19 protein-coding genes are annotated in these 21,702 nt (G+C 69.7%); 9 read left to right on the top strand and 10 right to left on the bottom strand.

The features are described 5' to 3' along the window. The first annotated feature begins 2 nt into the window (after positions 1-2). The 4 genes from ACFPQ9_RS22605 to ACFPQ9_RS22590 all read left to right on the top strand — a co-directional run bounded on the left by ACFPQ9_RS22605 (position 3) and on the right by ACFPQ9_RS22590 (position 3,874). The gene (locus ACFPQ9_RS22605) at positions 3-983 is read left to right on the top strand and encodes a carbohydrate ABC transporter permease (protein WP_380855994.1); all 981 of its coding nucleotides are present in this window, start codon (positions 3-5) and stop codon (positions 981-983) included. After that, positions 980-1,816, top strand: a complete 837-nt coding sequence (locus ACFPQ9_RS22600) for a carbohydrate ABC transporter permease (protein ID WP_380855991.1) — start codon at positions 980-982, stop codon at positions 1,814-1,816. Before ACFPQ9_RS22605 ends, ACFPQ9_RS22600 begins: the two co-directional genes overlap by 4 nt. A gap of 96 nt (positions 1,817-1,912) precedes the next feature. Next, positions 1,913-2,509: a hypothetical protein gene (locus tag ACFPQ9_RS22595; RefSeq protein WP_380855988.1), complete on the top strand. Its 597-nt coding sequence runs from the start codon at positions 1,913-1,915 to the stop codon at positions 2,507-2,509. A gap of 90 nt (positions 2,510-2,599) precedes the next feature. Continuing rightward, on the top strand, positions 2,600-3,874 hold the full coding sequence (locus ACFPQ9_RS22590; RefSeq protein WP_380855985.1) for an MFS transporter: 1,275 nt from the start codon (positions 2,600-2,602) through the stop codon (positions 3,872-3,874). 21 nt (positions 3,875-3,895) lie between these two features. Here ACFPQ9_RS22590 and ACFPQ9_RS22585 read toward each other — a convergent pair whose 3' ends face one another. After that, on the bottom strand, positions 3,896-4,864 hold the full coding sequence (locus tag ACFPQ9_RS22585; protein ID WP_380855982.1) for an alpha/beta hydrolase: 969 nt from the start codon (positions 4,862-4,864) through the stop codon (positions 3,896-3,898). A 2,239-nt stretch (positions 4,865-7,103) separates the two neighbouring features. Between ACFPQ9_RS22585 and ACFPQ9_RS22580 the strand changes: the two genes are divergently transcribed. Then, entirely contained in the window at positions 7,104-7,739 is a 636-nt protein-coding gene (locus ACFPQ9_RS22580; protein ID WP_380856289.1) for a nucleotidyltransferase domain-containing protein, read from the top strand. A gap of 38 nt (positions 7,740-7,777) precedes the next feature. Here the strand turns inward: ACFPQ9_RS22580 and ACFPQ9_RS22575 are convergent, their stop codons facing one another. Next, positions 7,778-9,163, bottom strand: a complete 1,386-nt coding sequence (locus ACFPQ9_RS22575) for an MFS transporter (protein ID WP_380855980.1) — start codon at positions 9,161-9,163, stop codon at positions 7,778-7,780. 262 nt (positions 9,164-9,425) lie between these two features. Further along, on the bottom strand, positions 9,426-9,803 hold the full coding sequence (locus tag ACFPQ9_RS22570) for a MerR family transcriptional regulator (protein WP_380855977.1): 378 nt from the start codon (positions 9,801-9,803) through the stop codon (positions 9,426-9,428). A 124-nt stretch (positions 9,804-9,927) separates the two neighbouring features. On the opposite strand from ACFPQ9_RS22570, the gene ACFPQ9_RS22565 reads away from it, so the two are divergent. After that, entirely contained in the window at positions 9,928-11,001 is a 1,074-nt protein-coding gene (locus ACFPQ9_RS22565; protein WP_380855974.1) for an alkene reductase, read from the top strand. A gap of 42 nt (positions 11,002-11,043) precedes the next feature. Here ACFPQ9_RS22565 and ACFPQ9_RS22560 read toward each other — a convergent pair whose 3' ends face one another. Both ACFPQ9_RS22560 and ACFPQ9_RS22555 read right to left on the bottom strand, forming a co-directional pair. Continuing rightward, positions 11,044-12,132, bottom strand: coding sequence for an endonuclease/exonuclease/phosphatase family protein (locus ACFPQ9_RS22560; protein WP_380855971.1), 1,089 nt, complete (start codon positions 12,130-12,132; stop codon positions 11,044-11,046). A 23-nt stretch (positions 12,133-12,155) separates the two neighbouring features. Beyond that, on the bottom strand, positions 12,156-12,830 hold the full coding sequence (locus ACFPQ9_RS22555) for a M15 family metallopeptidase (RefSeq protein WP_380855968.1): 675 nt from the start codon (positions 12,828-12,830) through the stop codon (positions 12,156-12,158). Between the two features lie 87 nt (positions 12,831-12,917). On the opposite strand from ACFPQ9_RS22555, the gene ACFPQ9_RS22550 reads away from it, so the two are divergent. Next, positions 12,918-13,613 carry a response regulator transcription factor gene (locus ACFPQ9_RS22550; protein ID WP_380855965.1) on the top strand — a complete coding sequence of 232 codons (696 nt, stop codon included), beginning with the start codon at positions 12,918-12,920 and terminating at the stop codon, positions 13,611-13,613. Beyond that, positions 13,606-14,679, top strand: a complete 1,074-nt coding sequence (locus ACFPQ9_RS22545; RefSeq protein WP_380855962.1) for a sensor histidine kinase — start codon at positions 13,606-13,608, stop codon at positions 14,677-14,679. The genes ACFPQ9_RS22550 and ACFPQ9_RS22545 overlap by 8 nt, the downstream gene beginning before the upstream one ends. 13 nt (positions 14,680-14,692) lie before the next feature. Here ACFPQ9_RS22545 and ACFPQ9_RS22540 read toward each other — a convergent pair whose 3' ends face one another. Together ACFPQ9_RS22540 and ACFPQ9_RS22535 are read right to left on the bottom strand one after the other, a co-directional pair. After that, positions 14,693-15,913: an FAD-dependent monooxygenase gene (locus tag ACFPQ9_RS22540; RefSeq protein ID WP_380855959.1), complete on the bottom strand. Its 1,221-nt coding sequence runs from the start codon at positions 15,911-15,913 to the stop codon at positions 14,693-14,695. After that, positions 15,910-17,307, bottom strand: a complete 1,398-nt coding sequence (locus tag ACFPQ9_RS22535) for an MFS transporter (RefSeq protein ID WP_380855956.1) — start codon at positions 17,305-17,307, stop codon at positions 15,910-15,912. Before ACFPQ9_RS22535 ends, ACFPQ9_RS22540 begins: the two co-directional genes overlap by 4 nt. A 138-nt stretch (positions 17,308-17,445) precedes the next feature. Between ACFPQ9_RS22535 and ACFPQ9_RS22530 the strand changes: the two genes are divergently transcribed. Further along, positions 17,446-18,078 (top strand): TetR/AcrR family transcriptional regulator, encoded by a 633-nt coding sequence (locus tag ACFPQ9_RS22530; protein WP_380855953.1) that lies wholly within the window; start codon positions 17,446-17,448, stop codon positions 18,076-18,078. Positions 18,079-18,149: 71 nt separating this feature from the next. On the opposite strand, the gene ACFPQ9_RS22525 is transcribed toward ACFPQ9_RS22530, so the two are convergent. The 3 genes from ACFPQ9_RS22525 to ACFPQ9_RS22515 form a co-directional block, all read right to left on the bottom strand. After that, the gene (locus tag ACFPQ9_RS22525) at positions 18,150-19,211 is read right to left on the bottom strand and encodes an NAD(+)/NADH kinase (protein WP_380855950.1); all 1,062 of its coding nucleotides are present in this window, start codon (positions 19,209-19,211) and stop codon (positions 18,150-18,152) included. Between the two features lie 252 nt (positions 19,212-19,463). Next, positions 19,464-20,201, bottom strand: coding sequence for a hypothetical protein (locus tag ACFPQ9_RS22520; RefSeq protein ID WP_380856286.1), 738 nt, complete (start codon positions 20,199-20,201; stop codon positions 19,464-19,466). A gap of 208 nt (positions 20,202-20,409) precedes the next feature. Then, positions 20,410-21,537: a PP2C family protein-serine/threonine phosphatase gene (locus tag ACFPQ9_RS22515; protein WP_380855947.1), complete on the bottom strand. Its 1,128-nt coding sequence runs from the start codon at positions 21,535-21,537 to the stop codon at positions 20,410-20,412. Positions 21,538-21,702: the final 165 nt, after the last annotated feature.

Raw genomic sequence — 21,702 nt, 5'->3', positions numbered from 1 at the left:
ACATGTCCGTCACGTCCACAACGGCCACGAAGACGAAGGCGCCGGGCAGTGGGGAGACCTCGCACAAGCGGGGTCTCCCCCGTGGGGGCCGGCGGCGGGAGTTCACCACCCGGCGCGGTCTTCAGATCGCCGCGTTCATGGCGCCGGCCGCGGTCTTCGTGGCGGTCTTCACGTACTACCCCATGATCGCGGGCGGCCAGATGGCCTTCCGCAACTGGAAGTTGACCGACCTGACCGACACCTCCTGGGTCGGGCTGAAGAACTTCCGCGACGTCTTCGCCGATCCGGCCTGGGGCACCGTCCTCGGCAACAGCGCGATCTGGGTGTTCGGTTCGATCGTGCCCCAGCTGGTGATCGGCTTCGCGCTCGCGCTGTGGCTGCGCCGCCGCTTCCGCTTCCGCGGCCTCTACCAAGCGCTGATCTTCTTCCCCTGGGCGATCTCCGGATTCCTCATCGGCATCCTCTTCCGCTGGCTGTTCAACAGTGAGTTCGGTGTCGTCAACGACCTGCTCCAGAAGGCCGGTCTGATCGACGAGCCGGTCGCCTGGCTGGCGGATCCGAAGACGGCGATGGTGGCCGTGCTGATCGCCAACATCTGGTACGGCGTCACCTTCTTCGCGATCATGATCCTGGCCGCGCTCCAGTCGATCCCCGACGAGCTCTACGAGGCGGCGGCGCTGGACGGCGCGGGCAAGGCACGCACGCTGTTCCAGATCACGATCCCGTACATCCGCACCACGCTGGCGCTGACCGTGCTGCTGCGGGTGATCTGGATCTTCAACTTCCCCGACCTGATCTTCGGCATGACCGGCGGCGGGCCGAACAACGAGACGCACATCGTGACCACCTGGATGATCAAGATCACTCAGCAGGGCGACTACGGCAGGGCCTCCGCGCTCGGCCTCCTCGTGGTGGCCGCGCTGCTGGTGTTCGCGGTGTTCTTCCTCATGGCCACGCGAGAGAAGAAAGGAGCGAGGCGATGATCGGCAAGGAGTCCGCGGCCGGCCGGGCCGTGAAGTTCACCTTCCTCGGCGTGTGGCTGCTCTTCACCGTCTTCCCCCTCTACTGGATCACCGTCACCTCGCTCAAGGCCCCCGGCGACATCTTCAAGTTCCCACTCGCCTACTGGCCCGAGCGGTTCTCGCTGGAGAACTACAGCGGCCTGTTCGGCACGGCCGACTTCGGGACCTACCTCACCAACAGCCTCATCGTCTCCACCGTTGCCGGTGCCACGGCCACCGCGATCTCGATGCTCTCGGCGTACGTGCTGGCCCGGTTCGAGTTCCGCACCAAGTCCGCGCTGCTGATGGCCGCGCTGGTCACCCAGATGATCCCGTCGTTCATCGCGCTCGGACCGCTGTACCTGCTGATGACCGACCTGCAGCTGGTGGACAACCGCTTCGGTCTGATCCTCGTCTACATCGCGGTGTGCATCCCCTTCTGCACGGTGATGCTGCGCGGCTTCTTCGAGAACATCCCGGACGCCCTGGAGGAGGCCGCCATGATCGACGGCCTGTCGCGGTTCTCGGCGCTGTTCCGGGTCCTGCTGCCGGTGATGCGCCCCGGCATCATCGCCGCGTTCATCTTCAACTTCGTCAACTGCTGGAACGAGCTGTTCCTGTCGGTGACGCTGATGAACAGCGACAGCAACAAGACCGTCCCGACGGCGCTGAACGGCTTCATCTCCAGCTTCAACATCGACTGGGGCTCGATGTCCGCGGCGGCCGTGCTCACCATCCTGCCCACCATGCTCCTGTTCGCCTTCGCCAGCCGCCACATCGTGCAGGGCCTCACCTCGGGGGCGGTGAAGGGCTGATGGACGGGCTCCCCAGCGCCTCATGAGTACGCGTACTCACTCCTCACTCGCGAAACCGCCCATCCGGGTACTCGGGCCCGATGACAGACTCACCCCATGTCCTCCCCAACGTCCGCCCGTCTCAGGGCTCTTGCCGGCGCCGGCCTCGTCCTCACGGGCGCACTGACCCTCACTGCCTGCGGTGACGTGCCTGCCCCGGGTACGACGGCCGGGGCTGCCACGCCCAGCCCGTCGGTGACCGCCTCGGGTGCGTCGCCGTATGTGGAGCCGGGGGCCAATGACGGTGCGCCGCACTACAACGAGAACAACGCCTACCGGCAGTCCGGCGACATGTCCCCCGCGCACGCGAAGGACGCCCAGCGGGAGGCCGAGCGCATCAGGCCGGTGCTGAAGCGACTGTGGGAGCAGCACAAGTGGCAACCCTCGGCGGTGCGTTCGGCCCTGCTTCGGCTGGGCTACGAGGAGGAACGCATCACGAAGGACGGTAAGCGGCTCGGCGGGACGCTCACCGTCCACGAGATGTTCTCGCGCTACGAGAACGGCGAATACGTCACGCCCGAGGGAGCGTTGGTCGCCCTGCGCGTCCATGACGACGCCTGTGTCTCGGCGTTCGTGCAGAAGTCCAACTACGCCGTGCGGACCAATGGTCCGTACCCGGAGACGGGCTGCTTCGAGCCGCCCTACGGCCACTGAACCGCCCCCGATCGCGGCTCGTGGATGGCTGATTGAAGACTGGCTGATTGAAGACCGGAGCATCGGGACCGCCGCGTAGAGTCCGACGCCATGTCTGCCTCCCCCGATCGGTCCTCCCTCTGGGGTGACCAGCAGTTTCTTCTGCTCGCTTCGGCTCGGACCATCTCGGTGCTGGGCAACGGTTTTGCCCGCGTGGCGCTGGCATTCGCCGTGCTGGCCCTGCCCGGGGCGACTCCGGGCCGGCTTTCGCTGGTGGTGGCCTGTCAGGCACTGCCTCAGCTGGTGTTCATCCTGGCCGGCGGAGTGATCGCGGACCGCATGTCGCGCGCACGCCTGATGGTCGTGGCCGACGTCGTGGGTGCGGCCGCCTACGCCGGACTGTCAGCCCTCGTACTGTCCGGTCACGCGCCGCTGGCGCTGATGTGTGTGCTGGCGGTCGTGGCCGGGACGGCGACCGCGCTGTTCTCCCCCGCGATGGACGGCCTTGTGCCGCTGGTCGTTCAGAGGGACAGGCTCCAGCAGGCCAACGGAATGCTGCGGGTGTGCACGAACAGCTCCCTGCTGCTGGGGCTGGCATTGTCGGGTGTCGTCGTCGCGTGGACCGGGGCCGGATGGGCACTGGCCCTCAATGCCGCGTCCTTCGTGGTCAGCGCGTTCCTCACCACCCGCCTGCGGGTTCCCGGCCGCGCGGCCAAGAAGTCCTCGGGCTGGGACGATCTCAAGGAGGGGTGGCGGGAGTTCACCTCCCGGCAGTGGCTGTGGGTCGTCGTCGCCCAGTACGCGGTCGTCGTCGCGGCGCTCAACGCCAACGTCGGCGTCCTGGGGCCCCTCATGGCAGAGGAAGATCTGGGCGGGGCCCGGGCGTGGTCGCTCATCGTCGCAGCGCAGGCCCTGGGCACGATCGCCGGCGCCGGCCTGGCCGCGCGTGTCCGCGTGAACAGGCCCGTCCTGGTGGCGGTTCTGGCCACTTTCCCGGCTGCCCTGCCCCTCGCCCTGCTCGCCGTCTCGGCTCCGGTCTGGCTGATCGCGGTGGCCATGTTCGGCTCGGGTGTCTCCGCGGACATCTTCGGCGTGCTCTGGGCCACGACGATCCAGCGTGAGGTTCCCGAGGAGGCGCTCTCCCGAGTCAGTTCCTACGACTGGTTCGGCTCCTTGGCTTTCGCCCCGCTCGGGCTGCTCGTGGCCGGTCCCGTCGCCGACGGTGTCGGCATCCAGCAGGCGCTGGCCGGCTGTGCCGCCTTGATCGCTCTGGCCACGGGCGCCGCCCTGCTGTCGCCGCAGGTTCGCGGACTCACCGCCACGGCCCGGCCGGCGGCGCCCCCGGCTGTCGGGGCGCCCACGGTGGACGAGGGGACGGCACAGTGACCGGGCCTGTCGACTCTCGATCTAGGCTTCGCCGGTTCCGAGGGCGTTGCGCAGGAACAGCGTGGACTGATCTATGGCCCCGCGGGTTGCCGCCGACCGACTGAGCGAGTTGAGCAACATGAAGTCGTGGACCGTGCCGTCGTAGCGCACCGTCGTCACCGGAACACCGGCAGCCCGGAGCTTGGCGGCGTACGCCTCACCCTCGTCGCGCAGGACGTCGGCCTCGTCGACGATCAGCAGGGCCGGCGGCAGGCCGGACAGCTGCTCGACCGTGGCCTGGTTGGGGGACGCGGTGATCTCCGCGCGCTGCTTCGGGTCGGTGGTGTAGGCGTCCCAGAACCACTCCATCAGCTTGCGGCTCAGGTAGTAGCCGGTGGCGAACTCGTCGTAGGAACCGGTGTTCATGGCCGCGTCCGTGACCGGGTAGTACATCGACTGCTGCAGGAAGTCGACGTCACCGCGCTCCTTGGCCATGAGGGCGAGCGCGGCGGTCATGTTCCCGCCGACCGATTCCCCGGCCACGACCATGCGCTGTGCGTCCAGCCCCTTGGACGCTCCCTCGCGGACGATCCACTGCGCGGTCGCGTAACCCTGCTCGATGGCCACGGGATAGTGGGCCTCGGGTGACGGCGTGTACTCGACGAAGGCCACTGCCGCACGCGCGCCGACCGCCAACTCCCGCACCAGACGGTCGTGAGTGCCGGCGTTGCCCAGCACCCAGCCACCGCCGTGCATGTACAGCACGACGGGCAGCATTCCGGTGGCGCCCTGGGGTTTGACGATGCGTACCCGTACATCACCGACGGTGGCCGGTACGGTCACCCACTCCTCGTCGACCGGCAGCTTGTCGATCGGCGCGGCCTGAAGGTCGTCGAGGACCTTGCGCGCCTCGGTCGGTTCGAGCTCGTACAGGAACGGGTGGTGCGCGGTGGCGTCGGCGAGCTCCTGTGCCTCGGGCTCAAGAACGACGGAGGCGGTATGAGCAGCCATGGGAATACTCCCTGGGAAGTCCGTGAAGCGCTGGGTGACGAGCACACGAGAATGGACGAGCGTCGCTGTGCGCTCGGGCTGTGGGGTGGGCAGAGGGGCCTGCGCCCGGGATCAAGCCTCTGATGGGCCATGTGACGAGCTATGTCCAGAATAGTCACGCATTCTCCGTCGCTGCATTCCAAGAGGGAGGGCACCCTGCCGATGACAAGATGTTCGTCGGGGAGCCGATTCGCGAGGTCAGGGGGCGTAGGTGTCAGACGCGGCGCTCGACGTGCTGGACGACATGCCGTGGGAACGGCTGGAGTCGGCGCTCGGGCGCAACCCGGTCAAGGAGATGCGGCGCGCCCTGCGGCGCCTGGCGCTCAACGGGGAGGCGGCGGCCGAGGGGGACTGCGACCCCCTGTTCGACTGCCTCGCGCTCGGCACCGGGCGTGTGCCCTTCCTCGCGACCGCCGCGCTGCCGTTCGTCGTGGCCCTCGCCTGCGATCAGGACATGGGCGCGCGGCCCACACTCGTCCAGTGGCTCGCGGGCGTGTCCAGTACGGCGACGGAGGCCGACCCGGGTCTGGTGGACGCGGGGTGGCACGAGGCCTGGGACCGGTATCGACCTCGCGTCCTGGCGTTGCTCTCGGATCTCCGGCCCGAGGTGCGCAGGGAAGCCCTGCCCCTCGCGGACGGGGTCGACGGGCTGCTGGAGCGGTGGCACGCCGAGACGGATCCGACGGTACGGCTGCCCCTGCTGCTCGCGTTGGGCGGCGCGGTGGCCGGGTCCGCCGCCGACCCCGGTGCTGTTGACCGGGTGCGGTCGGTGGTGACCGAGGTGCTGCGCGCCGACGCCCCCGTCATGCAGGTGGCAGCTGTGCACGCGTGGGCCGCGTTCGATCCTCAGGCTCCGGTCCGTGAACTCGACCTGCTGCTGGACGTGCTGTCCGACCCGGCCGTGCAACCGCGCTTCGAGGCGGCGTGGTACCTGCCGGACATCGACAGGGCTTTCACCCGCGAGGACGTCGTCTCCTGGACGGCCCGGCTCTTCGAGACCTCGCCGCGGACGACACTCTCCTTCGTCGTCCAACTCATGGAAGCGGCACGCCGGAACGGAGACATCCGACTGTCCCGGGCCGCCCTCGACGAGGCGTGGCGGCTGCTGGTGGTCCGGCCCTCCGCGGCAGCCGCGCTGCTGCCGCAGGCGGGCGCGATGCTCGCCGCCCCCGACGCCGAAGTGCGGTACCGGGCGGCCCATCTGCTCGCCGTGCTCGGCTCGCAAGCGGCTCCCTACGCCGACGAGTTGGCCGCGCTCCTCGACGACCCGGCCGAGGCCGAGTTCCTCGAGGGCACCGTCGGCGACCAGGCCCGTTGGGCACTGACCCGCCTCGGCGACCGGCGTGCCCTGCCCGGGCTGGTCGAGCGGCTGGCTGCGCCGTATCGCGGTCAGTACTCCCGCGCGTACGTCGCCGGTGACCCGCGCCTGCCGGAAGTCGAGGACGTGCTCAAGCCGCTGAGGGAGCACGCGGAAGCCCTACTGCCCGAGATGCGGAGGCTGCTGCGGGACGACGAAGTCGGGAGTTCGCTGCCCCGCCGCCTCCTCGAAGTACTCGCGGCGTGGGGGCCGGTTGCGGCGCCTGCCCTGCCGGAGGTGGTGGCCCGACTGGACGACGCCCGGTACTCCCTTGCCGCGGTCGATGCGCTGGTGGCGATGGGACCGGCCGCGGCGGTCGCCGAGCCCGACGTACGCAAGTGCACGGTCCTCGACCACCCCGGCAACCATCAGAGGATCGCGTGGGCGCTCTGGCGCCTCGGCGGCGACCGCGACGCGGCGCTGCGACAGATCGGTGAGGCCGTGCTGACGGAGGAAGAGCCGCTCTACGGTCCCGTCGCTCTCCTCGGCGAATTCGGCCCGGCGGCGGCGCACTACGCGGACCGGGTGCGGCATGTCATGGAACACGGCGACACCTGGGTGCGGCTGCGGGCGGCGATCGCGCTGTGGTCGATCACGGGCCGGTCGGAGCCGAGTGGACCCGTCGTCGAGCAATGCGCCCTCCGCTTCGCCGATGACAGCGAACCCTACGGCCACTTCCTCGACGCGCTACGGGCCCTCGCTCGCATCGGCACGGTCTCCCCGTCGACCCGGTCAACCCTCCGTTCAGTGCGAGATTCCGACCGCCGACTGTCGTCGTACCGGGACCACCGGGCGTTCCTCCAGGACGAGCAGCTCCGCTCGACACTGGACCGCGTCCTCGCACTGCCGTGGCTGCCGCCCGGCGGTGTGGAGCTCGATGTGGACGAGTTGGACGCCCGATGGGCGGATGCCTGGCGGCCGGAACAGGTGGCGGAGCGGTTGCTCGGAGTCGATGCACCCTGGTGCGTCGCAGCGGGATGGGCGCTGGACTTGTTCCGCGGAGAACAGTCCCGAGCACACGGTGATCTGGAGATCGCCGTGCCCGCTGCGGGGTTCTCCGAGATCCAGGCCCGCTTCCCCGGGTACGTATTTGACGCGGTGGGTTCGGGACGGGTCTGGGCGGCGGCAGAAGCCGAGGAGCTGGCGGCGACGCATCAGACCTGGCTGAGGGATCCGGCGAGTGGTCGGTTCCTGTTCGACGTCTTCCGTGAGCCGCACGAGGGCGGGACGTGGATCTGCCGGCGGGACGACACCCTTCGGCTGTCGTACGACGAGATCATCGAGCGGACGGCGGACGGGATTCCGTATCTGGTCCCAGAGTTGGTACTGCTGTTCAAGGCCAAGGCGCCGCGGCCCAAGGACGAAGCCGACTTCGACGGGGTGCTGCCGCTGTTGGGCCGGGCCCGGCGGGACACGCTGGCTGCGTGGTTGGAGCGGGTGTATCCCGGGCATCCGTGGCTGGCGAAGCTGGTGGAGTAGTTCGCGCGGGTCTTCAGGCCCTGATGCGGCAGATGGCGTCACGCGGACGGCACTTGTGTCTCCGGCGGGGTGGGGAGCGTCCGGCCCAGGCGGGTGAGGGGGGACAGGGCCATCAGGGCCGGTGAGAGCAGCATGCCCGCGGCCGTTGCCAGCAGGCTCGTGCGTGTCCCCCACGTTTCCGCGAGAAAGCCGCCGAGCAGCGAGCCGAGCGGGGTCAGCCCCATGCCGACGAAGGTGATCGTCGCGGCCGCGCGGCCTTGCATGCCGTCCGGAGTGACGGTCTGCCGGATGGCCATGACCGTGACGTTCACCAGCTGACTGAAGGTCCCGAAGACGAAGTTGATCGCCAGCAGCGCGCCAACCGTCAGCGAAGGCGAGCCGTGCAGTGCCGGTACGAACAGGAACACGCCGTCGCCCAGTGCTGCCGCGAGCACGAGCACTACGCCGTGTCCGAAGCGGTTCGGCAGGCGGGCTGCCAGCAGCGAGCCGAGGAGCGCACCCGGCCCCGTCGCCGCGAGGGCCAGCCCGACGGCCGTGCCCGAAAGGTCCAAGTCCCGTGGCAGGAACAGCAGATACACGGTCATCACGGCAGCGAAGAAGAACTGGAAGGCTGCTGATGCGAGGCACACCGTCCGTAGCGAGGTGTCGTCGGCGACAAACCGGAGCCCCTCGTGGATCTGGCGCCATACCCTGGGACTTCGTTCCCGGTGTTCCTGGCGGTGCCTGCGGTCCCTGCGGTCCCGGCGGTCCCGGCGGTCCTGGTATCCCCGGTGTTTCCAGTGTTTTCGGTGTTCCCTGAGGGGATCGCGATGGCCCATCCGGCCGATGGACAGGAACGACAGCGCGAAGAGGACAGCACCGGCCGCGGCAGCGACCGGCGCCGACAGCGCGGACACCAGCGCACCGCCGAGGGCGGGACCGCCGATCTGCGCCGCGGACCGGCTGCCCTCGAGCGCGCTGTTGCCCCGCAGCAACTGATCCCGTTTCACCAGCCGTACCAAGGAGGCCTGGTACGCCACGTCGAAGAACACGGACAGAGCCCCGATCACGAAGGCGACGACGAGCAGCGCCGGCAGGCCGAGCACACCGAGGAGTCCGGCCACGGCGGCCGCGCCCAGCGCGAGCGCCCGGCCGGCGTCGGTCAGCACCATCACCGTACGGGTCCGCCATCTGTCCACCCACGCGCCGACGAAGAGCGACAGCAGCAGGATCGGCACCTGCCCCACCGCGCGCAGGACGCCCAACTGGCCGGCGCCAGCATTGAGCGTCAGGACGGCGAAGAGCGGGAGGACCACCAGGCTTGTGTGTTCGCCCAGTTGGGACGCCGTCTGGCCCAGCCAGAGCCGGCGGAAGTCGCGGTCCCGCCACAGGCTGGGCGAAACAGGTCGATCGGAATCGGATACGGCGGAGGGAGAAGACGGCACAGGGACTCCTCGGATGACCGAAGACGTGACCCGCCAACCGGCGCGCAGCAGGTGCACCGACCAGGTTCAGGCAGCGGGAAGGGAACGCTCGCTGTGCCGCGATTCAAGGGCGGCACGCGATGACAGGCCGCGCACGGCCTCGAATGTCAACGCGCGCCGGGACGACCGACCATGTCTTCGCTCCTCGTGAGTCACTCGCTGCGCGAACACTAGCTCCGGCGCGGCAGGGCGCGAAAGGCGATTAAGCAGAGAGCAAAGGCGATTAAGCAGAGGGCAGACGGCGGATGCTCTCGCGATGCGCCCGGTTCACGGCCATCAGTACATCGAGTGCGTCCCGGGTGCGGACGAGTTCTTCGATGTGCGCCGAGAGCCGTTCGCGCTCCTCGGCCATCCGTTCCAGCGCGGCGTCGGACGTGGACTCGCTCGGTGAGTCGACGCACGGCAGTAGTTCGACGATCGTCCGGCTGGACAGACCTGCGGCGTACATGCGCTGGAGGAACGTGACGCGCTCGACGTGGGCCTCCGTGTAGTGCCGCTGCCCGCTGGCGCTGCGGGTGCTGGTGAGCAGGCCCTGTTCCTCGTAGTAGCGCAAGGACCGGACGCTCACACCGGCCCGTGCCGCGAGCTCGCCGATGCGCATGCCGCTCTCCCTGCTGTGATCCGGGGCACAACCCTTGCCTCTGACGTCAGTGTCAGGTTTTAGCGTAACTCGTGTGCCCGGTCAGGCACGACGCCTCACACGCGACAGGCCAAGGAGACATGACGTGACGACCCTTTTCACCGGCTACCGGCTCGGCGACCTGGTGCTGCCCAACCGGGTGGTGATGGCCCCGATGACCCGTGTCCGAGCCGCCGCGGGCGGTCTGGCGACGCCCTCGATGGCGCGCTACTACGCCCAGCGGGCCACGGCCGGCCTGATCGTCACCGAGGGGGTGCAGCCGAGCCTCATCGGCCAGTCCAACCCGGGCACTCCGGGCCTGCACACCGACGATCAGGTGACCGCGTGGCGCACGGTGACCGATGCCGTGCACACCAACGGCGGCCGGATCTTCGCCCAGATCATGCACGGCGGGCGGGTGTCACATCCCGACACCACCGGGATGCGGCCCGTCGGCCCCTCGGCCGTGGCGGCCGTCGGGGAAGTGTTCACCCCCAGCGGGCCCCAGCCGGCGCCGACTCCGCGTGCCCTGGAGACCGCTGAAGTGCCCGAGCACGTGCGGTCGTACGCGGATGCCGCACGCCGGGCCGTGGACGCCGGCTTCGACGGCGTGGAACTCCACGGTGCCAACGGCTATCTGATCTCGCAGTTCCTCTCCCCCAACGCCAACCTGCGCACGGACCGCTACGGCGGTTCCGTGACCAACCGGATCCGGTTCGCCGTCGAGGCGGCCACCGCGACCGCCGAAGCCATCGGCGCGGACCGGACCGGGATCCGCCTCTCCCCCGGTGGCCCCTTCTGGGGCATCGAGGAGACCGACGTCCCCGAGCTCTACGCCGCCCTCCTGACCGAACTGTCCCGGCTCCGGCTGGCCTACGTCCACCTCGAGGCCACCACCGACGAGGAGACGCTCCTCGGTCTGCGCCGGGCCTGGGACGGCACGCTGGTGATGAACCCGGTCCTGCCGATGGGCCCCAAGCAGGCCGACCGCACCGACGCGGACCACTGGCTCGGCCTGGGAGCCGACCTCATCAGCTTCGGTCGCGCCTTCATCGCCAACCCCGACCTCGTGGAACGCCTGCGCACCGGCCTCCCGATCGCCCCCGCCGACGAGGCCACGTACTTCGAGGGCGGCGACCACGGCTATCTGACCTACTCGGCGTACCAGCACTCGGCGTGACGCCGAAGGGCCGTTGGCCTCGGCCGGTGGGAGCGGCTTCCGCTACCTCCTGGGCCAGCTGATTCCGGCCGCCACCGGCCGGTGGTCACTGCCGGTGGCGGGCAGCAGCCAGGAGCTCGTCGGTTCCACGCCGCGGACCAGGATCTGGTCGATCCGTGCCACCGGGAACTCCGCCGGCCAGCTGAAGCCGAACCCGTCCCCGGCCACGTCCTGGACCGAGTCCAGCTGGGAGGTGATGCCGGTGAACGCGCGGTCGTCCACGGTGCCGTTCAGGTCGCCGAGCAGCACGACCCGCTCATTGCGCTCGGCGGCCAGCGCCTCGGCGAGCGCCTTCGCGTTGCGGTCCCGGCTGTCCGTCCAGAAGCCGTTCCTCGGCATCACGCGTACGGACCCCAGGTGGGCCACATACACCGCCAGCGGCCCCTGGTCCGTGGCCACCGTGGTGCGCAGCGCACGGTTGTAGGCCAGCTTGACGTCGTCCGGCTTGGCGTCCCCCAGCGGCCCGACGTCCTGTTGGATGTCGACCGGCCGGGTGTCCGACAGCGGCAGCCTGCTCCACAGCCCGACCGTGCCCAGCACGGTGTGGTGCGGGTACGTCTTCGCCAGCTCCTTCTCGTATGTGGCGCGGGCCTGCGAGGTGATCTCCTGCAACGCCAGTACGTCCGCCCCGGAGGCGGCCAGGTCACGCGCGGTGGCGGTCGGGTCGGGGTTCTCGGCGCCGACGTTGTGGCTGACGAGAGTCAGGTCGCTGCCCGGGTGGGACTTGTCGGTGAGCAGCCCGCCGAAGAGGCTCAGCCACACCGTGACCGGCAGCAGCAGCGCGGCCACCGCGGAGGCCGACCGACGCCACAGCGCACCGGCCAGGAGCACCGGTACGAACGCGCCGAACCAGGGAAGCAGGCTCTCCACCAGACTGCCCAGGCCCCAGCGGTCGGTGATCCGCGCGTGCACCAGCATGAGCAGGCCCAGCAGCAGCGCCAGGGCCGCGAGGAGCGGGCCGCGCTTCCAGGGACCCGGTCGGGAGAGGACGCGGATCGCGGCGCGGATGCGTGCGCGCCGGGTGCCGGAGCCCGCGGCGTCCGGGCGGTCGGCGCCGGCCTCGCCGGTCGCCGCCGTGTCCACCTGCGTCATCGTCCGTCCTCGCTCACTGTCGGTCACTGGTGCATCCTCGGGTCCTGGGTGGGGTCGGCGTACATGCCCGGGCAGCCGTGGTGGATCGCCTCGGTGCGCAGTTCGTAGTGCCAGGGTTCGTTCCGGTAGATCTGGCACAGCCCATGGCGGGCGCCGTGCCGGGACAGCCATGCCGTCGCGTCGGAACGGCCGAGGTCGACCGCGTCACCGGACACGTGGGGAGATGTCGTCGCGGTGGCCACCCATCGGGCGGCCTCCTCTGCGGACCCGTACCTGGCGACGGCCTCGCGGAGAAGCCGGTCCTGGTACCGAGGGGAGCGCCAGCCGCCGTTGACGTGGAACGCGACTCCGAAGTCCGCGGCATCCGTCGCGGCCCGACGCAGGGCCTGGAGCAGATCCGCGTCGAGGTTGGCCACGGCCGGAACCGCGTCATCGAACACCGTCACACCGTCGGGGACGGCACCGTCGGCCTCACCGAGCGGTTCTCGGTACTCCCCACGGCGCGTATCCGAGGGTGACGGGGCAAAGGAGGGTGCGGAGGCCGAGAACGACGCGGAGGGGAGGGCGGGCGAGGACTTCAGCGCCTGGTACGCGAGGGCCGCGGTGATCGCCGCCACGACGCCGATGAGGGCGGCGAAAAGGAGCGGCCCGCGAATCCGGCGGGGCGCCGTCCGCGCTAATCGTGGGGTTCGAGTCATGCCGCCAGTCAAGGCAGCGCGGTGTTGCCGGCACGTATGTGGTTTTCGATATGCCGACGATATGCGCCGCCTCCTAGCATCGATCACATGCGTGTGTTGATCGTCGAGGACGAGCCCTATCTGGCGGAGGCAATCCGCGATGGCCTGCGGCTGGAAGCCATCGCGGCCGACATCGCAGGCGACGGCGACACCGCGCTGGACCTGCTGGGCAGCAATACCTACGACATCGCCGTCCTCGACCGCGACATCCCGGGACCCTCAGGCGACGAGATCGCCGCACGTATCGTCGCCTCCGGCAGCGGCATGCCGATCCTCATGCTCACCGCGGCCGACCGTCTCGACGACAAGGCCTCCGGGTTCGAACTCGGCGCCGACGACTATCTCACCAAGCCCTTCGAGCTCCGGGAACTCGCGCTCAGGCTCCGCGCACTGGACCGCAGACGCGCCCACAACCGGCCGCCGGTGCGAGAGATCGCGGGGCTGCGGCTCGATCCGTTCCGCCGGGAGGTCTACCGGGACGGCCGCTATGTCGCCCTGACCAGGAAGCAGTTCGCGGTGCTCGACGTCCTCGTCGCCGCCGAGGGCGGTGTCGTCAGCGCCGAGGAGCTCCTGGAGCGGGCGTGGGACGAGAACGCCGACCCGTTCACCAACGCCGTGCGCATCACCGTCTCGGCACTGCGCAAACGACTCGGCGAACCCTGGCTCATCGCCACGGTGCCCGGCGTCGGCTACCGCATCGACACGCCGGCGCGGGCCGGAAACGAGGGAACGGACCGTGGATAGGGCACCGGGCTTGAGCGTTCGCGTCAAACTCACCCTCAGCTACGCCGGGTTCGTCATGCTCGCCGGTACCTTGCTGCTCGCCGCCGTATGGGTATTCCTCCTGGAATACGTCCCCGACGACTGGGACCGCCGACTTCTCCACGAGAATCCCAACCGCCAACTCCTCGTGCGTACTTTCGCCCCTGCGGCGGCCACGGTCATGGCGTTCCTGTTGTTGTTCGGTCTCCTGGGAGGATGGCTCCTCGCCGGTCGCATGCTCGCTCCCCTGACGCGCATCAGGGACGCCACACGTACGGCCGCGAACGGATCGCTCTCCCATCGGATTCGGCTGTCCGGCCGCAAGGACGAATTCCGTGAACTCGCCGACGCCTTCGACACGATGCTAGCCCGGCTCGAAGCGCAGGTCGCGGAACAGCAACGGTTCGCCGCCAACGCCTCGCACGAGTTGCGTACCCCGCTCGCGATCTCGAAGTCGCTGATCGATGTGGCACGCGCCGATCCGAGCCCCGACACGGGCACGCTCATGGACCGCCTCCAAGCCGTGAACAGCCGGGCGATCGACCTGACCGAGGCACTGCTCCTGCTCAGCCGCGCCGAGCAGCGGTCCTTCACCCGAGAGCGCGTCGACCTGTCCCTGATGGCGGAAGAAGCCGTCGAGACGCTCCTCCCGCTCGCGGAGAAGCACGGCGTCACCATCGTGACCAGCGGCGACATCACACCCACGGACGGCTCTCAGCCGCTTCTGCTCCAGCTGACCATGAACCTCGTACACAACGCGATCGTCCACAACCAGCCCGAGCGGGGCTCCGTGTGGGTCACGACCAGCGTCCGCCCCGAGACGGTGACGCTGACCGTCGAGAACACCGGCGAGAAACTCACCCCACAGCTGATCTCGACACTCACCGAGCCGTTCCGCCGCGGCACGGAACGCGTCCACACCGACCACGCGGGCGTCGGCCTCGGCCTGGCCATCGTCAGAACCATCACCCACGCGCACGACGGAACGCTCAGCCTCACTCCGCGCTCCGCCGGCGGGATCCGTATCACCGTGGAACTGCCCGCGTGAAGCGGCAGCGCGCTCACGCCATGGGCATGAAGTCGGGCAGCGTGAGGGCCGAATGGGCCGGTCGTCCTTCCGCGGAGGGCATGGCGCTGAGATTGCGCAGCATGTCGTTGCGCTGCGCAAGGGCCCGCGCGGTGGTCGGGAAGAGTGCGGCGTCGCCCTCGCCGACGAGCTCCTGGTTCAGGTTCACGAACTCACGGGTGGTGTGTTCGTAGGCAGCGAAGCCCGAGGTGTGGTCGCGGCCGGCCAGGGAGCCGGCGAGCATGTACGCGCCGACGAGCGCGAGGCTGGAGCCCTGTCCGGTGAGGAACGAGGGCGCGTACGCGGCGTCGCCCACCAGCGCGACCCTGCCGCCGGACCAGCGGGGCATGCGGATCTGGCTGACGCCGTCGAAGAACAGGTCGTCCGCGTCGCGCAGGGCGGCAAGCATGCCCGGCACTTCCCATCCCGCGTCGGCGAAGGTCGAGGCGACCAGTTCCCGTTGGGCTTCGGGGTTCCGGAACGCGTCGAACGGCGGTTGTGGGAGGGCGAAGTTCAGGAAGCCGTGCACGTCGTCGTTGTCCCCCACGGCATAGAGTGCCGCGGCCCGGCCCGGGGCGTTCCACATCATGAGCTCGTGGGAGAGGCCGAAGGTGTTGCGCAGGGTGAACCCGGCGAAGCAGTAGCCGAGGTACCGGTGGAACTGCTCTTCGGGGCCGAACAGGAACTCGCGGGTACGTGAGTGCAGCCCGTCCGCACCGATCACCAGGTCGAACGTACGGCTGCCTCCCCCGCGGAAGGTGACGTCGACGCCGTGTCCGGACTGGTCGAGGGTGTCGACGGAGTCGTTGAACAAGAACTCCACGTCGTCACGGACCGCCGTGTACAGGGCGCCCGTCAGATCGCCGCGCCGCACCTCGAGGTCCCGTGCCGCGACACCGCCGGTGACGGTGTGCGGGTGGACGGAAGCCACCTCGGTGCCGTCCTCGGCGAGGAAGGTGAGTCGGCGGAGGTCGATGTGCGCGTCCCGCAGTTGCGGCAGGATTCCCATCTTCCGTACGACGTCGAGGGCGGTGCCGCGGACGTCGATGGGATAGCCACCGCCACGAAGTGCGCCCGCCTTCTCCACCACCGTGACCGCGAATCCGTAGCGGTTCAACCAGTACGCGAGAGCCGGCCCCGCGACACTGGCCCCGGATATAAGGACCGTGCGCCTCGGTGTGCCACGGCCGTCCCTCGACAGGTCGGTGCGGGTCATTCCTTGACTCCTTTGCTCATGGTGCGGGCGACGAGCAGGGACAGCGCGGTGACGGCACCGGCTATGACGAAGCCGGTGACGAAGGCCGATTCGGCCGGGACATCCGACCCGGGAGGCGTCGCGGCGGTGAGGATCGCACCGCCGAGCTGCGCACCCACGGCGAAGCCGATCACCCGGGTCACCAGGACCAGGCCGGTGGCGATACCGGTGTCGCTTCGATCCACGGAGGTGGCGATACCGGTCACCAACGCCGTGACGCACAGGCCGTTGGCGAGCGAGATCATCACCTTGCCGATGACGAGGTGCCAGATCTCGGAGTGCACGGCTGCCAGGGCGGTCAGGGCGACGGCCATGATGACGAGCCCGGTGGTGACCACGGCACGCGAGCCGAAACGCCGTGTTCCGATCCCGCTCATCGGCCCGGCCAGCGACGCGGCCACGGCTCCGGGCAACAGGAAGAAGCCGATCTCCGTGGCGCTGGCCCCGAAGCCGTACTCGCGCGAGGGCACGGCGAACAGCTGCGGGACGAGATAGACCGCCACCGAGGTCCCGACACAGATCACGAACGTCAGCACACACGACTTCCACATCGTGGGCCGTGCCAGCATGCGCAGATCGACCATCGGCGCGACCGCACGCCGCTCCACCGTTATCCACCCGGTCACGAAGGCGGCGAGTACGACGACGAGGGCGCCGAGCACGAGCGGGTGCGAGCCGATGTCGGGTGCCAGGGCGAGCACGAGCATGAGCGTGACCAGGGTCCCGCTCAGGAGAGCCAGGCCGGGCCAGTCGACCCCGGTGTCGTCCGACCGGCGCGGCGGATCGTGTGGCATCAGCCTGTTCACCAGCAGTGTGGCCCCGATGAGCGCGATCGTCGGCAGCGCGAACATCCAGTGTCGGGACAGCCCTTCCGCCACGGGCCCGGCGGACAGGGTGCCCGCCATCCCGCCCCCGACGAACAGCCCGCTGACCACCCCGATGGCCACCTTCGACTCTCCCTCGGGGAGGTGTTCGCGCACCAGGATGAACGACAGCGGCAGCGCGCCCACCATCGCGCCCTGAAGCACCTGACCGAGCAGCAGCACGGGCAGGTTCGGTGCCAGGGCGGACACCAGACCACCGGCGCAGACCACGGCCATCAGCCGGATCAGGACCTGTTTCCCGCCGTAGCGGTCGCCCAACCTGCCGGCGACCGGTGTGACGAGTGCGCCGGTGATGAGGAGCACGATGCTGAGTAACGCCCCTTCGGCGGGGCTCATGTCCAGTTCTCGTTGCAGGAGTGGGAGCGTCGGCGTCACCACCGACTCCAGGGCACCGGTGGCGACTGCCAGCATGCCGAGGGCCCCGACAGCCGCCTTCCCGATGCGTATCGAGGGAGCCAGAGTTGCGGTCATGGATGTCCTTTCCGTGGCGGCCATTTCACGCGTGGCGCGGTGTGCGGCGTACGGATTGCGGGGTGCATTGGGGACAGGTCCGAGGTTCGATCCGACACTACACTACACCGTGCAGTGTAGAACGGTTAGGATGTGCCCATGCCGACCACGAAGACACTGCGCGAGGGGTCCACGCGGAAGCGGGCCGCCATCCTCTCGGCGGCCCGGGAACTGTTCCTCACCGACGGCTTCGACCGGACCAGCGTCGACGCGGTCGCCGCCCGGGCCGAGGTGTCCAAGCGGACGGTCTACGACTACTTCGGCGACAAGCGGACGCTGCTGCAGGCGGTCGTCGACGCCATCGGCCAGTCGATGATCACGACGATCCGCAGCACGCTCGACGACACCCTCACCGACCTCACCGAGGCCGCAGACCTCGAGGACGCCCTGGTCACGTTCTCGATGAGCATCGCCACCGACATGCTCGGCTCGGCCGAGTACGCGACGCTCCAACGACTGGTCCGGGCGGAATCCGGCCACCTGCCGCACCGGGGCTACAACGCCATGGCCGACACCCCCGACGAGGCGATCGCCGAGCGGTTCGCCGCCTTCGGCGCGGCCGGGCTGCTCGATGTCCCCGACCCCCGACTCGCGGCCGATCAGTTCATCGCGCTGACCTTCGGCGTCGCACTGGACAGGCTCGGTTCCGCGAATGCCGCGGAGGACACCCGCGTCCGGCCCCTCGTCGTCGAGGGAGTGCGGACGTTCCTCCGGGCATACCGAACGCGGTAGGGCCGGGGAGCAGCACGAAAGAAGGGTGGAGTCGCCCGCCCAGGAGGCTGACCGCGGCCTGACGTGCAGTCTCAGTGCGTGTCCGGGACGGTCAGCAGCGTCAGATGCGAGAGGTCCCGGGGCGGCGGTGACGAAACGGACCACAGGGGCGCGGGAGTTCCGTCGGCTACCGCCGCCGGAGCGTCCGTCAGATTCATCCGCTGACGCAGACGGCCGTAGAAGTCCATCGGCCCGAGCCGGACGGCACGCAGCCGTCGTGGCGCGGCGAACACACCGATCCAGTCACCCGGTTCGAGCACACCCCGCACCTGGCCGTCGATGCTGACCGCGGCCTGCCCGGAGCGTTCGAGGACGCGCAGTCCGACGGGTTCGTCAGGGGCGGTGACGATGGAGCGGTTGAACGTCATGTGCGGGGCGACCGGGGTGAAGACGAGGGCCTCGGCGCGCGGTGAGACGACAGGGCCACCGGCGGCGAAGCTGTAAGCGGTCGAGCCCGTCGGGGTCGCCACGAGCAGGGCGTCGGCCGAGTAGGAGGCAAGGAGCCGGCCGGAGACGTAGACGCCGACGGAGACCTGGCGGTCCCTGGAGAGTTTCTCCAGCACCACGTCGTTGAGCGCGGTGACGTTCAGCGGGATGCCCCACTCCTCGTCGACCTCGCAGTCCTGGCGCACCTGCGGCGCAGGCAGCAGCGGTCCGCGGCCGTACCGCATCATCTCCTCCACGTCCGCCGGTACCTCCAGGCGCCGGGAGGCGCGCAGGGCCAGCAGCATCCGGCTGTCGATGTGGAGTCGGTCCTCGCGCACCGCGTCCAGGGCCGCACGCACCTCGGAGGCCGGGACCTCGGTCAGGAAGCCCACCCGGCCGAGGTCCACGCCGAGAACCAGCGCGTCGCCCTGAGCGGCCAGTCGGGCGCCGCGCAGGAAGGTGCCGTCTCCGCCGAGCGTGACGATGAGATCGGGCCGGCCCGCGGCCTCGACCTCGTCCTGGGCGTTGCGGCGGCCGCCGTCGTCCCATACGTCGATGTCCGCGCACCGTACGCCGTGCTCCTCGCACCAGGCGCGGACCACATGGCCCGCCTCCACGGCCTCCGCACGTCCGCCGTGCACCACCAGACCGAGCCGGTTCACCGTCATCTCTGCCTCCGGGACTTCGTCCTCGCACGGACGGGCCGGCGGACCGGCACGTCGCCTCACAGCCCTAGCCGACCACCAGGTCGGGGCGACCCGGCGGAGCGCGGCCCAGGTGTCACCCTGGCGGGCGTAGGCAGGGCTCGACGCCTCGGGCCTCGACCGGATCGCGACCGTCCGCCTGCCCCGCCGCGTGACCGCCGGGGTCCACGGCTACTGCCTTCCCCATGGCCCACCCGCGACCGCAGAAGACGTCCTCTACTGCGGTCGCATGAGGTCCAGGTCCTCGCCCCACGCGTCGAGGACCTCCCCGTGCCCGGCCCGCCGGACCACCGGCTCGACGAGAGCGAAGAGGTTCCGCTGTCGCGATGCGTCGCCGGTCAGCGAGATGCCGTCCACGGCATGGAGCAACTCGGCGGTGTCCCAGCCCGGGAGTGGGTACCGGGCGAGTTCCCACTCCAGGTACTTGTTGTAGGGACGGGGACGGCGATCGAGAGCGAAGAGCAGCTCCAGCAGAAAACGGATGCTGTCGGCGGCGTCGAGGCGCGCGGCGAGGGCGTGGCCGTCCCGGTGGTTCTTGACGGAGCGGTAGAGGGAGTTCGCGTAGGCGTCGAGCCAGGTGCCGCAGTCCCGGAACGCCTCCTCGGCGCTCAGGCCGGCCTTGTCGGCGAGGATCCGGGCGATTCCTCCGTCGAGCCGGTCGAGCAGGACCTGGGCGCGGGCGAGGGCGTAGCGCTCGAAGCCGGGCATGCCCGCTGCCCGGAACGCGGTGAGAGAGACGATGACGAGATCGAGCTCGGGGGTGCGGTGGCCCTCGAAACGGGTGAGGTCGGTCGTCGCGTCATCCGCCAGGACCACGTACAGGTCGTGGTCGGAATGCCGGGTGATCATGCCTTCGTGGGCCCGGGAGCCCTTGAGGACGAGGCCGACGACGGCCGGATCAGCGGTGGCGTGTGCGACAAAAGCGTCGTAGGTGAGTGGCTGCTGAGCGGTCACTGTGCGGATCTCCGGTGGCGTGGGGACGGGCATGGCTGCCGGGGCGATCCCTGACTCGGAAAGCGCCCCGCACCGTCTGCGGCAGCACTGAAGGCCGCCGCCCGGAAGATCAACGCACCTGCGGACCTTATCCGCCCGGCCGGCCGTGAGGCAGAACATTCCGGAAGAACGTCGGACGGACGTCGGACGGACGTCGGAAAGCCCCCGCTCAGTCCTCCACCCCCACAGCCCCCCGATCCTGCACACCGGAGCACCTCAGCGCGAGGGCGGCGATGTCGTCGTCGAGCCTGCCGCCGCTGTGCCGGAGCAGGTCCCCGTGCAGCTGGTCGAGCAGGTCGCGAGGCTGTTCCAGGTCCTGCTGCTGCATCCAGTCCGCCAGCGGAAAGAACTGACCGGAGTGGTCCCGGGTCTCCGACACGCCGTCCGTATAGAGCAGCAGGCGGTCACCCGGAGTGAAGGCGACGACGTCGACCCAGTAGCGGTCGCCGATGAGCGCCGCCAGGTTGAGGGGTGGGGAGGCGATGGTGGGCTCCAGGACCCTCACCTTCCCGCAGTGCACGATCAGTGGCGGAGGATGCCCGCAGTTGAGAATGCGTACGCGGCCGCCGCCGTGCGGGATCTCGGCGAGGAGCGCGGTGGCGAAGTGCTCGGGCTGGTCCTGGGCCGGAAACGACGCGCTGTGACGGGTGATGGTGGTCTCCAGGCGATGGATGATGGCTCTCAGGTCGGGCTCGTCGTACGCGGCCTCCCTGAAGCAACTGATCACCGCCGAGGCGGCCCCCACCGCGGACAGGCCCTTGCCCCGTACGTCACCTATGAGCAGCCGGATGCCGTGCGGTGTGCCGATCGCCTCGTAGAAGTCGCCGCCGATCCTGGCCTGTTCCTGGGCCGCCAGATACAGCGACTCGATCTCGACGTCGTCGATGCGGCGCGGCAGCGGGCGCAGCAGCACCTTCTGGGCCGCGTCGGCGACGAGCCGGACGTGGAAGAGGATCTCCTCTCGCTGGAGCCGGACATGGCTCCCGTACGCGGCCGCGAGGGTGACGGCGATGATCGCGGCCGCTGTGTACTGCGTCCCCAGATCGGTGTAGAAGAAGCTGAGGAAGATCATGATCAGGAAGCAGAACGCCCCCAGCAGAAGCGTGGGGAACACGGGCCACATCGCGGCGGCCAGGGCGGGTGCGGCGGGCAGCAGACGGCTGATGGAGATCTCCCTGGGGGTGGAGAACGCCAGGCCTGCGATGAGTACGGCAAGGATCACGGGTGCCAGCCGGGCGACTTCCCATCGGCCGCTGTAGGCGGGGCGACGACGCCCGGGCCGTGCAGACATGATCACAAAATGCATCATATCGGCCTAAGCGGGCATCAAGCACGGAGAAATCATGGGCCCGCACGCCCGCCCTCGACGCGTGGCCGCGCCCTCAGGAACCACGGCCGGGCGGGTCTGACGGCACAGACGTCCGAGGTCAGCCGGGCGAGGATCCGACGGGTGGGCCCTGGC

The organism is Streptomyces coerulescens (assembly GCF_042657965.1).
Taxonomy (GTDB): Bacteria; Actinomycetota; Actinomycetes; order Streptomycetales; family Streptomycetaceae; genus Streptomyces; species Streptomyces coerulescens.
This window is presented reverse-complemented; position numbering and strand designations above follow the sequence as displayed.